The following is a 14,408-nucleotide window of genomic DNA, read 5'->3' as shown; positions in this document are numbered from 1 at the left end:
CTGCGATCTTTTGATTTTGTTTTAAGGGAATCAAGATCAAAAGATCGCAGCCTTCGGCAGCTCCTACATGTCCCCTCTTCTCAGGAATTTGCAGCTGTGCCGCGTCGCATCAACAGAGCGCTTTTGCCGCTCAGTGTTCTGGCTTTTACCCTGGGTCTCAGCGGCTGCATCTCAACTGACGGAATTGCCCCGCAGGGCAAGGCGTTGGAGGCCAATTCACTGGCCACCGACGACGCCATCGCCCACGCTGCCCGTGACGCCAACTGGCCCACCGCGCAATGGTGGCAAGCCTACGGCGACCCGCAACTCAATCGCTGGATCGACCTCGCCGTGCAAGGCAGCCCGAGCATGGCCATGGCCGCTGCGCGAGTGCGCCAGGCGAAAGCCATGGCCGGTGTCGCCGAAGCGGCCGAGTCGTTGCAGATCAATGGCGAGTCGACGCTCAAACGCCACAACTGGCCGACCGATCAGTTCTACGGCCCCGGCGATCTGGCCAACACCACGACCTGGGATAACAACGCCGCGCTGGGTTTCAGCTACGCCCTCGACCTCTGGGGCCGCGAAAGCAACAGCAGCGAGCGCGCGGTGGATCTGGCGCACATGAGCGCGGCCGAAGCGCGACTGGCGCAGCTGGAATTGCAGAACAACATCGTCCGCGCCTACATCGAACTGTCGCTGCATTACGCCCAGCGCGACATTGTTGATGCGACGCTCAAGCAGCAACAGCAGATTCTCGATCTGGCGCAGAAGCGTTTGAACGGCGGGATCGGCACGCATTTCGAAGTCAGTCAGGCCGAAACGCCGTTGCCGGAAACCCATCGGCAAATTGATGCACTGGATGAAGAGATCGCCCTCAGTCGCAATCAACTCGCAGCGTTGGCGGGTAAAGGGCCGGGGGAGGGCGCGCAGTTGCAGCGCCCGACTTTGTCCCTTGGCGCTGAGTTGAAATTGCCGTCAGCATTGCCCGCCGAATTGCTCGGTCAGCGGCCGGATGTAGTCGCCAGTCGCTGGCAAGTCGCGGCGCAGGCGCGTGGAATCGATGTGGCGCATGCAGGGTTTTATCCCAATGTCGATCTGGTCGGCAGCCTCGGTTACATGGCCACCGGCGGTGGCGCGCTGGAGTTTTTGACCGGCAAGAAACTCAACTACAACGTCGGCCCGGCGATCTCGCTGCCGATCTTTGACGGTGGGCGTTTGCGTGCCGAACTCGGTGAAGCCTCCGCCGGTTACGACATCGCCGTGGCGCATTACAACCAGACGCTGGTGAATGCGCTGAAGAACATTTCGGACCAGTTGATCCGCCGCGAATCGATGGACAAGCAGCAAGGCTTTGCCGCCGAGTCGGTGGCCACGGCGCAGAAGACTTACGACATCGCGATGATTGCTTATCAGCGTGGGCTTACCGATTACCTCAACGTGCTCAATGCGCAGACGTTGCTGTTCAAGCAGCAGCAAGTGCAGCAGCAGGTGCAGGCGGCGCGCCTCAGTGCGCATGCCGAACTGGTGACTGCGTTGGGCGGGGGCCTTGGTGCCGGCAACGACGTACCGACGGCCGAGAAAACTCAGGCCCCGAAAACCCCGGCACTGCTGCGGTGAACCCGAAATCTCTGCTGGAAATTTACTCCTTTGGAGTTGACCCCAAACCCTGTGGCGAGGGGATTTATCCCCGTTCGGCGGCGCAGCCGTCGCAAAGCCAGTGCACGCGGTGTGACTGTGGGAATCGGGTCACAGGTTTTGCGGCCGCTTCGCAGCCCAACGGGGATAAATCCCCTCGCCACAGGGGCTGTGTACGCCGTAGCAAACTCTTCAGTTCTCGAACATTGAGCAGGATTTAATGACTCCCTTGCCCGCACCGCTGCGCTGGCTCTACTCCCTGGAATGGCGCCGTGGATTTTTCGACTGGGCGCGCAGCGATGGCGTGACCTGGGTCTACATCTTCAAGGTGTTGCTCGCCGCATTCCTGACGCTGTGGCTGGCGATGCGCCTGGAACTGCCGCAACCGCGCACCGCAATGATCACCGTGTTCATCGTCATGCAGCCGCAGAGCGGTCAGGTGTTTGCCAAGAGTTTCTATCGCTTCCTCGGCACATTGGCCGGGTCCGCGATGATGGTCACGCTGATCGCCTTGTTCGCGCAAAACACTGAATTGTTTCTCGGCTCATTGGCAATCTGGGTCGGCATCTGTTCGGCCGGCGCCGCGCGTTGCCGCAACTTCCGCGCCTACGGTTTTGTCCTTGCCGGTTACACCGCCGCGATGGTCGGTTTGCCCGCGCTGGCCCACCCGGACGGCGCGTTTATGGCCGCCGTATGGCGAGTGCTGGAGATCTCGCTGGGCATCCTTTGCGCGACCGTGATCAGCGCCGCGATCCTCCCGCAAACCGCCAGCGCCGCCATGCGCAACGCCTTGTATCAGCGCTTCGGCGTGTTCGCATTGTTTGTCACCGATGGCCTGCGCGGACGCAGCAAAGCCGAGTCTTTCGAGGCGAGCAACGTGCGCTTTATCGCCGAAGCCGTGGGCCTTGAAGGCTTGCGCAGCGTGACGGTTTTCGAAGACCCGCACATGCGTCGGCGCAACGGTCGCCTGAGCCGTTTGAACAGCGAATTCATGGGCATTACCACACGCTTCAACGCCCTCCATCAATTGCTCGAACGCCTGCGCGTCAACGGCGAAGAACACGTGGTCGCGGCGATCAGACCCGGCCTGCAGGATCTCGCCGAAGTGCTCGACGGCTTCAGCGGCCGCGCCCTGACCAGCCCCGATGCCGCTCGTTTGGCAACGGCGCTGGCAACCTACAAAGAAGGTTTGCCGACACGTGTGCGAACCCTGCGCGGGGTCTTTCAGGACACAGATCCGAGCGAAGCCGAACAACTGGATTTCCACACCGCGTACGAGCTGCTTTATCGCTTCGTCGACGACCTGCACAGTTATGCACAGACCCACGCTTCCTTGGCCGATCACCGCCACGAACGCGAGCGCTGGGACGAGCCGTTCACCCCGCAAACCAACTGGTGGGCGGCAGCGGCTTCGGGCATTCGCGCCTCGTTCATTCTGGTGGTGCTCGGCAGCTACTGGGTCGCCACCGCGTGGCCAAGCGGCGCGACGATGACCCTGATCGCCGCCGCCACCGTGGGCCTTTCAGCTGCCACACCTAACCCGAAACGCATGGCGTTCCAGATGGCCTGCGGCACCTTCCTCGGTGCCCTGATCGGCTTCGTCGAGATGTTTTTCATCTTCCCGTGGATCGACGGTTTTCCATTGCTGTGCGTGATGCTCGCGCCGGTGATCGTGCTCGGTTCGTTTCTCACATCGCGGCCGCAATACGCCGGTGTCGGCCTCGGTCTGCTGATCTTCTTCAGTACTGGTTCGGTGCCGGACAACCTGACCATTTACAACCCGTATACCTTCATCAACGACTACATCGCCATGGTCATGGGCATGCTGGTCTGTGCCGCTGCGGGGGCGATTATTCTGCCGCCGAACAGTCGCTGGCTGTGGAAACGTCTGGAGCAGGATCTGCGCGGCCAAGTGGTTTACGCAATCAGCGGCAAACTCAAAGGCTTGGCGTCGAGCTTCGAAAGCCGCACCCGCGATTTGCTGCATCAGGCCTACGGTCTCGCCGCTGGTGAGCCGAAGGTGCAAAAGAATCTGCTGCGCTGGATGTTTGTGGTGCTCGAAGTCGGCCACGCGATCATCGAGTTACGCAAGGAACAGGCGATCCTGCCGGTGCACCCGGCCTATGCCGAATCGCAGCCGTGGCGGCAGTCAATCCGCGTGATGGGCCGCGCGTTGGTGCGACTGTTTCTGCAACCGAACACCAGTAATCTTGAACGCGCACTGGTCGCTGTCGATCACGCCATCAGTCGAGTCGCGGCGACCGATGAGCCGTTCGCCCCGCATTTCGACACCTCCGCATTGCGCCGGGTGAAGAGCTATCTGCACTTCATCCGCACCTCCTTGCTCGACCCGCAATCACCGCTCGCTGCCTACGCCGTCGCCAAGCCCGAAGGACTTGCCCATGCCTCGTGAAATCGCTTTCCACGGCGTGTACATGCCGACCATGACCCTGATGTTTTTCATCGCTGCGACATTGGCCTGGGCGGTGGACCGGTTCTTGTCCGGCTTCGATTTGTACCGTTTTTTCTGGCACCCGGCGCTGCTGCGTCTGAGTCTGTTTACCTGTCTGTTCGGCGCCATGGCGCTGACTGTCTACCGTTGAGAACGTCCCGATGAAAAAGTTTTTCAGCCTGCTCGCGACCCTGCTGGTGCTGGCCCTGGCGCTGTGGATCGGCCGCACGTTGTGGGAGCACTACATGAACACGCCGTGGACCCGCGACGGCCGCGTGCGTGCCGACATCATCAACGTCGCCGCCGACGTCACCGGCGAAGTGATCGACGTGCCGGTGCGTGACAACCAACTGGTGAAGAAGGGCGATTTGCTCATGCAGATCGACCCCGAGCATTACCGCATCGCGGTCAAACAAGCACAATCGCTGGTCGCTTCGCGCAAGTCGACCTGGGAGATGCGCAAGGTCAACGCCCACCGCCGCGCCGACCTCGACAACCTGGTGATCTCCAAGGAAAACCGCGACGACGCCAGCAACATCGCTGACGCTGCACTCGCCGATTACCAACACGCGCAGGCGCAACTGGAAGCTGCCGAACTCAACCTCAAACGCACCGAAGTGCGCGCGGCGGTCGACGGTTACGTGACCAACCTCAACGTGCATCGCGGTGACTACGCGCGCATCGGCGAAGCGAAAATGGCCGTGGTCGACATGAACTCGTTCTGGGTTTACGGCTTCTTCGAAGAGACCAAACTGCCCCACGTGAAAGTCGGCGACAAGGCCGATATGCAGTTGATGAGCGGCGAAGTACTCAAGGGCCACGTGGAAAGTATTTCACGCGGCATCTACGACCGCGACAACCCGGAAAGCCGTGAGTTGATCGCCGATGTGAACCCGACGTTCAACTGGGTACGCCTGGCCCAGCGCGTGCCAGTGCGGATTCATATTGATGAAGTGCCGGAGGGCGTGCTCTTGGCGGCGGGGATCACGTGTACGGTGGTGGTAAGTCAGGGAGTGGAGTAATCCTCTGAGTTCCCCCACCTTTAATAGGCGGGGGGGCAACGGTGCGACGGGTTCAGCTGAGGAAACATTTCATGACGCCGATGCCCTCAGGATTAACCCCGGTGATGTTGGCGCTGACAATGATTCGCCCGTCCTGACGGGAGACCAGTTGAACCGGCGCGCTTTTTATTGTGAAGTCCGCAGGGGTGTAGCCGGTGCTGTTGAAGGTGGTGTCCAGGCTCCCGTCCACATTGAAGCGGGCAAGCAATGGCCACCAAAAAGCAGCAGCAACCACAATTTTGTTATCGGGTTGTACCAGTGCACAGCTCCAATGATTTTCACGCTCGGCATCGAACTGGGTCAGCAGCGGTTTGCCCTGGTTGAACATGAGATGGGGGCTGCCATTGGGCGTCAGCGCAACCAGCAGGCCCAACTGGTGAGGAGCACCTCGGGTAAAGGCTTCGCCCGCAGCGATCAAGCTATGGTCGGCTCTTTCGATTACGGTATTGAACAGTGAGCCATGATCGGGCAGATCCACGAAGTGAAAACCTGAGGAATCGGCAAAATCCCTGTCAACCTCACCGTTGTGCTTTAGCCGTACCAGCGTCGCGACGTTGTGCGCAGGCTGGGTTCGGACATGGCCTGCAATGACCACATTGCCACCCTGAGAAAGGCAGCCATTGATGGCCGTCGCGGCATGGGGATCAGGTATTTTCAGTTCCCAGCGACCATTGCCATTGAACCCCGTGTCAGGTTCTCCATTTGATAGAAGACGAAAAACCACGCCCGTTGTCAGCTGCAACTCATTGTGGCGCAGTAAGTAGTTGGCGGTGACCAACAGCTTGCCATCTGGCTGAATCTGCAAGGTACAGGAGTTTGTCAGCAGTTCCTCGTACACGGGCGTTGCGATGACAACGCTGCCGTTGTTGCCAAAGGAGGGGTTGGGTTGACCGTGCTTATCGACGCACGTAATCGCCAGATCAGCCCAACCTGAAGGGCCTTCCGTCCAGCCCTGCATGTAGATAAGTCCAGGTTCGCTTTGCTGCACCACCAACTTGCCGCCGGAACACGCCGCCCCGGAATTGAAGCTTCCCAATAAAATGCCATTGTTGGCGAACGTCCGATCGAGAGTGCCGTCGCTGTCGGTGCGTCCAATGACATATTTGTACTGTTCTTCGTGATGCACGTAGGCACTGAAGATCGTCTTGCCTTGTAGATCACTACTGAGTCCCATGAACAGGGCTAGCACTTGGAATGCTGGATCGTCATCCAGTAATTTACTCAGGTAGGCAATGCTGTCTTCGTCGCCGAATGCTGGATCTGGCGTGCCGGGTGACCGGTTCGCCTTGGGATGTGAAAGCGTCATCAGTTGTCCGCCGTTGTCGATTGATGTGGTGTTTTGAACGTGGGGTACAAGGCATTCACGACACCATTCATTCGATACTGCGCAGGAAACTGTGGGTGCTTGTTCTGAAAGACTACGGCTGATGTTTTCGATACGTCTACTGTCAGAAGTAACAGGTAGCGACCGACGGCTTCAGCCCTGGCAGAGCGTCTCCTGCAAGTGTCGCCAGATCACTCGCCCGGATGGGTGTTTTTCAAAAACCACCGTCGAGCGCCGATCTGTATACGACCCGCTTGCATCGGTTTGCTGCTCTCGGTAACTCACCGTCGCCCCGCGTTCGTGCAGCGCAATCGCGCGCAGTTCACTGAGCTCAATCCTGAACCCGGGTTTCTTTCCTCCAGCCATCCGAAACAACGCGCTCAAGGCCTCGAAATTCAGCATCCGGCCCAGCGGCGAAATCATGGAGAACTCAGGCGAAAACCGCGCTAGCAGTCGCTCCAGTTCAGCGTCGTCTCCCTCCACGGCAAACCATCGTTCGATGGCCTCATGTGCCTGAATCACTTCTTCAAAGTATTCGCTGTAGTCGGTCATATGGATTTTTCCTTCAGGGGATTAGGCGCCAGCAGGGCGAGCACGGTGGTTGAGTCGAAGCGCAGCACGCTGACCATCGGCAGCAACGTGAGCAGCGCGGCAGCGAGGAAGCAGTAGCGAAAACCCTCACCACCCAAAGCCCCCAACAAGGAGCTGAGCAACGCCGCGCCGAGGCAAAAACCAAGCTGACGATTGATATTCCACAGCGCACTGGAGTGGCCCATTTTTTCTGGCGTGATACCGACAAACGCGAGGGTCTGCGCAGTGACGCTGCACAAGCTGCCGCCCAGGCCCATCAGGGCGTAGGCGATGATCAGCGGCGTGCTGGCGGGTTGTTCGATGCGCATCAGCAAGACGATACCGAGGCATTGCAAAAGCATGCCGGCGCTCAGCAACGGTTTGGGGCCGAGGCGGTTGAAGACGCGTTTGCCGAGCATGATCGCCACGCCCGAACCCACTGCCCATGGCAGCATCAACGCCCCGATTTGCGCTGCGCCTAAGCCAAGGATGTGCAGGTACAACACGGCGATCATGTGGGTGCCGGTGAAGACACCGGGCACGCACAGGTAGATCAGCATCGCCAGGCGCAAAGACGGATTCTTGATCAGTTGCAGATCGAGAATGGCGTTGGGTTTACGCCAGCCGTCACGCAGATAAATGCACAGGGTCAGGACGCTGAGCACGAGGACGAAAAGACCGAGGATGCGGGTGTCTGTTTCGCTCAGCATGCTGACGGCGATCAACAACAAACTCAGCGCAGTCGCCGCCAATAGCAAGCCGCGCGCATCCAGCGTCGGGCGTTCACTCGAAGGCTGATCGGCTTTCAGCCAGAACAGACCCAGGCCAAACGCGAGCAGCGTCACCGGTAAATTCAGGTAGAAAATCCACCGCCACGACAACGCCTGGACGATCAATCCACCCGCCGCTGGCGATAATGCAGGCACCATCAGCGCCACCAGCAACACCACACCGGTGAAATGCGCGCGCTGCGTCGGCGGAAACTCTCGATAGGCCAGCGCTTGACCCACTGGCAGCAACAGCCCGCCACCGAGCCCTTGCAGCAGACGCCAGCCAATCAAACTTTCAATCGATCCCGCCTGCGCCACCAGTGCCGAGCCAATCGCGAACAATAGCAGCGAGGCAAGAATCAGCCGTCGTTCACCAACCCGCGCCGCCAGCCACACGCTCAGGGGAATGATCAGCGTCAGGCCCAGCATGTAGGCGTTGGTGATCCACGCCAGTTCGGTCACCGAGGCGTGCAGTTGTTGGGCGATGTCGGGGTAGGCAATGCTGGCGACAAACATGTTCAGCAAGTCGAGGGCGAACCCCAACAAATACACCAGCGCGACTTTTGAGCGATAAGCCATGGCAGCTTCCCTGTGATGAGGCGTGCAGGGTAGGGCGCTTCAGGCCATAGGAAAACGCTGGTTTGCCTGCTAGTTTGTCAAAATTATTTTGACAAGGAGTGCGGTGAACATGGTCAGTCTCGACCGTTTCGACACATTCAAAGCGGTGGTTGAGGCCGGTTCGTTGACCGCTGCCGCCGACACTTTGGGCCAGACGCGGGCGGTGGTGAGCTTCAACCTCAAGCGGCTGGAGGAAGAATTGGGCGTTACCTTGCTCACCCGTAATACCCGGCAACTGGCGCTGACCGACGCCGGCGAGCGTTTTTATCGACGCTGTCTGCGTACGTTGGACGAAGCACGATTGGCGATCGAGGAAGCCCGTTCGGAGCATTCACAGCTCAAGGGTACGTTGCGCATCACCACCACGGTGGAGTTTGCATTGGCCCAGGTGGTGCCGGCGCTGGAGGTGTTTCGTCAGCAGCAACCGCAGTTGAATATTCACCTGTCGACGTCCTCGACCCATGCCGATCTGATCTCCGAACGGTTCGACATGGCGATTCGTCTGGGGCGCATGCACGACTCCAATTTGCGTGCGGTGCAGTTGTCGACATTCGAGGTATTCGCGGTGGCCGCGCCGAGTCTGGTTGAGCGTTTTGCACCGGTTGCCACGCTGGCCGTATTGGAATCAATGCCGACATTGGGCCATGGGCGGGTGCCGGAAATGACCGTGGCCGATCCCTTTGGCACCGAGCATTTTTACCAGCCAAAACCGGGCACCACGGCCATCGTCGCGGACAACTCGGCGACGTTGCGGGCGTTTGCGTTAACCGGGCAAGGCGTGGCGATTTTGCCGCAATGGTTGATTCAGGATGATCTGGACGCCGGACGCTTGCAGCGCTTGTTGGCGGATTACCGGTTTGCTCAGCAAGGGGTGTATGCGTTGTATCCGGACACACGGCATTTGCCGCTGAAGGTGCGCGCGTTCATTGATTTCATGAAGGGCTGGGGGTGAAGGTTTGTGGTGAGGGGCTGGCCTCTTCGCGGGCAAGCCTTGCTCCTACAGGGTTCGGTGTTATTCGAGGTATCAGGGAATAACGCAAAACCTGTAGGAGCAAGGCTTGCCCGCGAAGGCAGCACATGGCCTGTGGGGCCACGCACGCTTTACTTGTAGTACTTGTTCACGACCACCAGCGCTTGCTCGATGGTTTCATTGACCGATAACTCGTCATCTTCCATGAGGGCGACGATGCGCTTGTCATTGGCGATATTGGCGTCCGGTTTTTTCAGCTGAGCGGCGCGGTTTACCACGATGTAGCTCAGTACATGGCCACGGCTTTTGGTGAACGGCAGGTCAATGGCTTTGTACATGGACTGTTTCACGTAGTCATAACGCTCAGTCGACGACAAGCCTTTGAAGGTGTCCGGGTAGTCTTTATAGATCTCGGCGGAGTAGCGGCCGACGTCTTCTTCACGGGCTTCGGCAAACATGGCTTTCTTGCTCGTGACCTGAGTGCCTAGCTCGTTGAACAGCTTGTCGCCTTCGGCGATTTGCGCAGCGCTCATCTTGGCTTTCAGCGCATCGGTCGCGGTGGTGTCATCAGCCTTGGCGAGGATTTTCGTCCAGGCATAAGCGGCGGCCAGGTTGCCTTGGGCTTCGTACTGGCTGATCAGTTCCTTTTGCGCTTCAGGGTAGCCGTGCAGCGAAGAACGCTCCAGCCAACGGCTGGCCAGTGCAGGATCCGCCTTCACGCCATCGCCGCCGTATTGGTAGACCTGGTACAGACCGTATTCAGCGCACCAGTCGTTCTGTGTTGCCGAATAGGCCATGTAGTTGAAGGCGTCGGTGCTGCGTTGCTCCGCGGATTTGCTTTCGTCCTGGCCGGCAATGATCGACAGATAGCAGAAAGCGCGAGGGTGTTTCGGCGCGGCCAGTTCCAGGCAGCTTTTGGCCGAATCCCATTCCTGATCTTCGTACAGTTGAAAACCAAGACCAAAGAGGATGTCGCTGTCCATTTGTGCATTGCAGTGTTCATTGCTGGTTGGCGCCGGCAGCACACTTTGCAAGGTCAGCTTGGGCAGCGTGTCGTTGAGCGATGACTGTTTCGGCGAGGACTGGTCGGACGTAGCGCTGCAACCTGCCAGCAAAGCAACCAATGCCAGTGGCAGCACGTTGAAAACTTTCAATGGATATTCCCTGATCTGCGATTGAGTAAAAGTCGCATGGAACGGGCAAGGGAGGGCAGGAGGGTCAAGCAATCCGTGCTTCAGTGTTACGCCAGCGATTCCATGCTGCATGAGCCGGGCACAAACGCCGCGAAGGTCTCAAGTGCGCGCATTTTACTGAATGCGCCTGGCTGCACAACCGTCATGGCGCGGATCGGGTTGTTGGCACAGGGCAGGATCGTTATATTGCCGGCCCTTTCCAGCCTGCAAGGAGCAAGCGGATGAAGTACATCGCGGGATTTATCTTCGCATTGATGGCGCTGCTCAGTACCGTCGGCGCTGTTTATCAGGGCTACGATTTTTTTGATCTGAGAATCAGGGGCCTCAAGGCTCCGGCGCAAGTCTTGAGCACCTCAAGCTCAAGGATGACGAATGTCGGCAGCGGCCATAGTTACACCACTACCCGAACGGTTGCCTTTGTCACGGCGGACGGCACACCGGTCATTCATGAATTCAGAGATGAGTTCTCCGGTGCCAAAGCGGGAGACACGGTAAGTGTGTTCTATAACCCTGCCAACCCCCGCGAAATCATCGCTGGTACGTTCTTTGGACTGGGATTGTTTCTGTCATTGATCATCTTTGCACTGTTGAGTGTTTTGGGGATCAAGTTCGCTTGGGAGGATTGAGGGTTTTCCCAGGCTCAGATCTGACGATTCAAGCCGAAGCGCTTCATCAGCGTCTTCTCCAGCAACCCCTTGGGCAGCAACGCCGCGAGCAGCGGCAACGCCCGGCTGCCGTTGCCGATGCGAATCAGTCGAGGCAGTTGGTTTTGCTGTACGGCTTTCAACAATACCGCGGCAAACTCGCTGGCCGGCGTCGGATTGTCCTGCGAGGCCTTGGCCCGTGCGCGGATGCCCTCACGCAGGGGAAACCACGGCGATTGCTCGTTGATCAATTGTTCAGCTTCGTGCCCGGCATTTTTGGCGAAGCTTGACTGAATGGCACCCGGTTGCACCTCCATCAGCCGAACGCCGAACGGTGCCAACTCCATGCGCAGGGCGTCGCTCAAGGCATGCACCGCCGCTTTCGAGGCGCAATACGCACCGGCAAACGGAGTGACCAGAATGCCCGAGACACTGCCGATGTTCACCACCAGACCTTTGGCCCGGCGCAGCACCGGGAACAGCGCACGCGTCACGCCGACAATCGAAAACACATTGGTTTCGAACTGCCGCTGCATGGCCGGCACACCGCCGTCGAGCAACGGCCCCATGGCTCCATAACCGGCGTTGTTGATCAGCACATCGAGGCCGCCGTGTTGCTGATTGATTCGCTCGGCGAGCTGTTGCAGAGCGGCTTGGTCATTGACGTCCAGCTGCACCGCGGTGAAACCGGCAGCGCTGAGCGCAGCCACGTCCTCGGTCTTGCGCGCACTGGCCCAGACTTCGAAACCGGCGGCTTTGAACGCATCGGCGAGGGCGCGACCGATGCCGCTGGAACAACCGGTAATCAACGCAACGGGCATGGCGCATTCCTTATGCAAAATTATGGGGAGGGAGATCAGTCGGAAAAACTGCCCTGCAAGCGCTCGGCGCGGAATTCCAGGGTTTGCGGACGATAACCGGGGCGCAGCGGCGGCAGTGGCAAACAGTCTTCCCAGCTGCCGCCGGCCTGCAGTTCGCCGGGGCCGCGATAACGTGGCGCGGTGTATTGGTTGTCGGCCAGATTGACCGTGTCGCCCGGCGCGTAGGCTGCAATGCGCCAGCGCAGCTCGGTCAGCGGCACACTGTTGCCGTTGTTCATCTTCAGTTGCAACGGGCGATCGGCCGGGCATTGCTCCGGCGCGTAGCTGATGCGCAACTCGAGGCGCGCCAGTTGCTTGATCTCGCGGTTGTCCAGCCACACCACCCACATCGCTACCAGACCGAGGCCGATAGCGGCTGCCACTGACACCGGCAAGGCTTTGGCCGGATAGCGCAGCAACAGGATCAGCCAGGTGATGACCAGCAAAATGCCGATGAACATGTGTACAACCTCTAGGAGAGAGAGGGTCATCCTACCTAAGCGTAGGTGAGGTTGGCGATGGGAAGGGCAAAGTCAAAAGATCGCAGCCTGCGGCAGCTCCTACAGTTGGAACGCGTTTGCCCTGTAGGAGCTGCCGCAGGCTGCGATCTTTCGCTTCTAAAAAAAAAGCCCCCGCCCAACCCACTGCGGATAGGGGACGCAGCGGGCTGGACGGGGGCTTCTTATTGCAGATCGATCACTGCGCGATGGTTTTCACCGACACGCCACGCTCGATCGGGGTGGAGCGGCCGTAGATATCTTCGAAGCGTTCGATATCGTCTTCACCCAGGTACGAGCCCGACTGAACTTCGATGATTTCCAGCGGGATCTTGCCCGGGTTGCGCAGGCGGTGCACCGAGGCGATCGGGATGTAGGTCGACTGGTTTTCGCAGAGCAGGAACACGTTTTCATCGCAGGTCACTTCAGCGGTGCCGCTGACCACGATCCAGTGTTCGGCGCGGTGGTGGTGCATCTGCAGCGACAGGCACGCGCCCGGTTTTACCGAGATGTGCTTGACCTGGAAACGCCCGCCCATGTCCACCGAGTCGTACGAACCCCACGGACGATAAACCTCGCAGTGGTTCTGGGTTTCGCTGCGGCCCTGCTCGTTGAGCGTGTTGACCATTTGCTTGACGCCCTGAACCTTGTCTTTGTGGGCGATCATCATCGCGTCTTTGGTTTCGACCACGACAATGTTTTCCAGACCGATCACCGACACCAGTTTGCCGTTGCCGTGGATCATGCAGTTCTTGCTGTCCTGGATGACCACGTCGCCTTTGGTGACGTTGCCATTGGCGTCTTTCTCGTTGACTTCCCACAGCGACGACCAGCAACCGACATCGCTCCAGCCAGCGGTCAGCGGCACCACGCAGGCGCGCTGGGTTTTTTCCATGACGGAGTAGTCGATGGAGTTGTCCGGGCAGCAGGCGAACGTGGCTTCGTCGAAGGTCACGGTGTCGTTGTCCTGCTCGCTGCGCTCAAGGGTCAGCAGGCAGGTGTCGTAGATGTCCGGGTCGTGCTTTTTCAGTTCTTCGAGGAAGCGGCTGGCGCGGAACAGGAACATGCCGCTGTTCCAGTAATAACCGCCGGACGCAACGTACTCGGTGGCGCGTTTGACGTCTGGTTTCTCGACGAAGTGCGAGACGCGGCTGACGCCTTCGGGCAGCAGCGAATCGCCGGTGGACTTGATGTAGCCGTAACCGGTTTCCGGTTTGGTCGCCGGCACGCCGAACAACACCATTTCGCCGTTTTCCGCAGCGACGGTGGCCAGGGCGAGGGCGCGTTGCAGGGCTTTCTGGTCTTCCAGCACGTGGTCGGCCGGCAGCACCAGCATCAGTTCGTCGCGACCTTCATTGACCAGCATCATCGCAGTCAGCGCCACGGCCGGCGCGGTGTTGCGGCCGAACGGTTCCATCAGGATGCGCTGGCATTCCAGCTTACGATTGGCCAACTGCTCGTTGACGATGAAGCGGTGATCCTTGTTGCAGACCACGATCGGGGTGTCCATGCCTTCGAACACCAAGCGCTCGAGGGTCTGCTGGAACAGGGTGTGTTCGCCGGTCAGGGCGAGGAATTGCTTAGGGAACTGCTTACGCGAAAGCGGCCAAAGACGTGAACCGCTACCACCTGACAAGATCACCGGAATCATATTGTTTACTCCATAAAATCGATTGGTTAGAGGCACGAACGCTGTGTCGTTTCACTCTTGTTTTTGTTTCGTACCGAGAGGCGGTCACATGTAGGAGCTGCCGAAGGCTGCGATCTGTTGATCTTGATCCTGAGAAAAATCAAAAGATCGCAGCCTCGTTGCACTCGACAGCTCCTACAGGGAT

Annotated in this window: 13 protein-coding genes; 6 read left to right on the top strand and 7 right to left on the bottom strand. The window is 59.1% G+C overall.

The genetic code is table 11. The annotated features are described in order from the left end of the window. The first annotated feature begins 96 nt into the window (after positions 1-96). The 4 genes from PMI37_RS22370 to PMI37_RS22355 all read left to right on the top strand — a co-directional run bounded on the left by PMI37_RS22370 (position 97) and on the right by PMI37_RS22355 (position 5,088). A complete protein-coding gene (locus tag PMI37_RS22370) occupies positions 97-1,596 on the top strand; it encodes an efflux transporter outer membrane subunit (protein WP_008085259.1) in 1,500 nt (499 codons plus the stop codon). Positions 1,597-1,834: 238 nt separating this feature from the next. Continuing rightward, positions 1,835-4,027 carry an FUSC family protein gene (locus PMI37_RS22365; protein WP_008085257.1) on the top strand — a complete coding sequence of 731 codons (2,193 nt, stop codon included), beginning with the start codon at positions 1,835-1,837 and terminating at the stop codon, positions 4,025-4,027. Further along, positions 4,017-4,217 carry a DUF1656 domain-containing protein gene (locus PMI37_RS22360; RefSeq protein WP_008085255.1) on the top strand — a complete coding sequence of 67 codons (201 nt, stop codon included), beginning with the start codon at positions 4,017-4,019 and terminating at the stop codon, positions 4,215-4,217. The genes PMI37_RS22365 and PMI37_RS22360 overlap by 11 nt, the downstream gene beginning before the upstream one ends. Positions 4,218-4,227: 10 nt before the next feature. Continuing rightward, positions 4,228-5,088 carry an efflux RND transporter periplasmic adaptor subunit gene (locus PMI37_RS22355; protein WP_008085252.1) on the top strand — a complete coding sequence of 287 codons (861 nt, stop codon included), beginning with the start codon at positions 4,228-4,230 and terminating at the stop codon, positions 5,086-5,088. 52 nt (positions 5,089-5,140) lie between these two features. Here the strand turns inward: PMI37_RS22355 and PMI37_RS22350 are convergent, their stop codons facing one another. The 3 genes from PMI37_RS22350 to PMI37_RS22340 form a co-directional block, all read right to left on the bottom strand. Further along, on the bottom strand, positions 5,141-6,433 hold the full coding sequence (locus PMI37_RS22350; protein ID WP_008085249.1) for a delta-60 repeat domain-containing protein: 1,293 nt from the start codon (positions 6,431-6,433) through the stop codon (positions 5,141-5,143). 171 nt (positions 6,434-6,604) lie between these two features. Next, positions 6,605-7,003: a DUF4440 domain-containing protein gene (locus tag PMI37_RS22345; RefSeq protein ID WP_008085247.1), complete on the bottom strand. Its 399-nt coding sequence runs from the start codon at positions 7,001-7,003 to the stop codon at positions 6,605-6,607. Further along, entirely contained in the window at positions 7,000-8,370 is a 1,371-nt protein-coding gene (locus PMI37_RS22340) for a DHA2 family efflux MFS transporter permease subunit (RefSeq protein WP_008085245.1), read from the bottom strand. Before PMI37_RS22340 ends, PMI37_RS22345 begins: the two co-directional genes overlap by 4 nt. A 109-nt stretch (positions 8,371-8,479) precedes the next feature. On the opposite strand from PMI37_RS22340, the gene PMI37_RS22335 reads away from it, so the two are divergent. After that, positions 8,480-9,361, top strand: a complete 882-nt coding sequence (locus tag PMI37_RS22335) for a LysR family transcriptional regulator (protein WP_008085243.1) — start codon at positions 8,480-8,482, stop codon at positions 9,359-9,361. 149 nt (positions 9,362-9,510) lie between these two features. Here PMI37_RS22335 and PMI37_RS22330 read toward each other — a convergent pair whose 3' ends face one another. Then, entirely contained in the window at positions 9,511-10,533 is a 1,023-nt protein-coding gene (locus PMI37_RS22330; RefSeq protein WP_008085241.1) for a hypothetical protein, read from the bottom strand. 260 nt (positions 10,534-10,793) lie between these two features. Between PMI37_RS22330 and PMI37_RS22325 the strand changes: the two genes are divergently transcribed. After that, entirely contained in the window at positions 10,794-11,198 is a 405-nt protein-coding gene (locus PMI37_RS22325; RefSeq protein ID WP_008085239.1) for a DUF3592 domain-containing protein, read from the top strand. Positions 11,199-11,212: 14 nt separating this feature from the next. On the opposite strand, the gene PMI37_RS22320 is transcribed toward PMI37_RS22325, so the two are convergent. The 3 genes from PMI37_RS22320 to PMI37_RS22310 form a co-directional block, all read right to left on the bottom strand. Next, on the bottom strand, positions 11,213-12,037 hold the full coding sequence (locus PMI37_RS22320) for an SDR family oxidoreductase (RefSeq protein WP_008085237.1): 825 nt from the start codon (positions 12,035-12,037) through the stop codon (positions 11,213-11,215). A 35-nt stretch (positions 12,038-12,072) separates the two neighbouring features. Then, positions 12,073-12,537 (bottom strand): hypothetical protein, encoded by a 465-nt coding sequence (locus PMI37_RS22315; protein ID WP_008085235.1) that lies wholly within the window; start codon positions 12,535-12,537, stop codon positions 12,073-12,075. Between the two features lie 235 nt (positions 12,538-12,772). Next, the gene (locus PMI37_RS22310; RefSeq protein ID WP_008085232.1) at positions 12,773-14,224 is read right to left on the bottom strand and encodes a mannose-1-phosphate guanylyltransferase/mannose-6-phosphate isomerase; all 1,452 of its coding nucleotides are present in this window, start codon (positions 14,222-14,224) and stop codon (positions 12,773-12,775) included. Positions 14,225-14,408: the final 184 nt, after the last annotated feature.

The organism is Pseudomonas sp. GM80 (genome assembly GCF_000282515.1).
Lineage (GTDB): Bacteria > Pseudomonadota > Gammaproteobacteria > Pseudomonadales > Pseudomonadaceae > Aquipseudomonas.
This window is presented reverse-complemented; position numbering and strand designations above follow the sequence as displayed.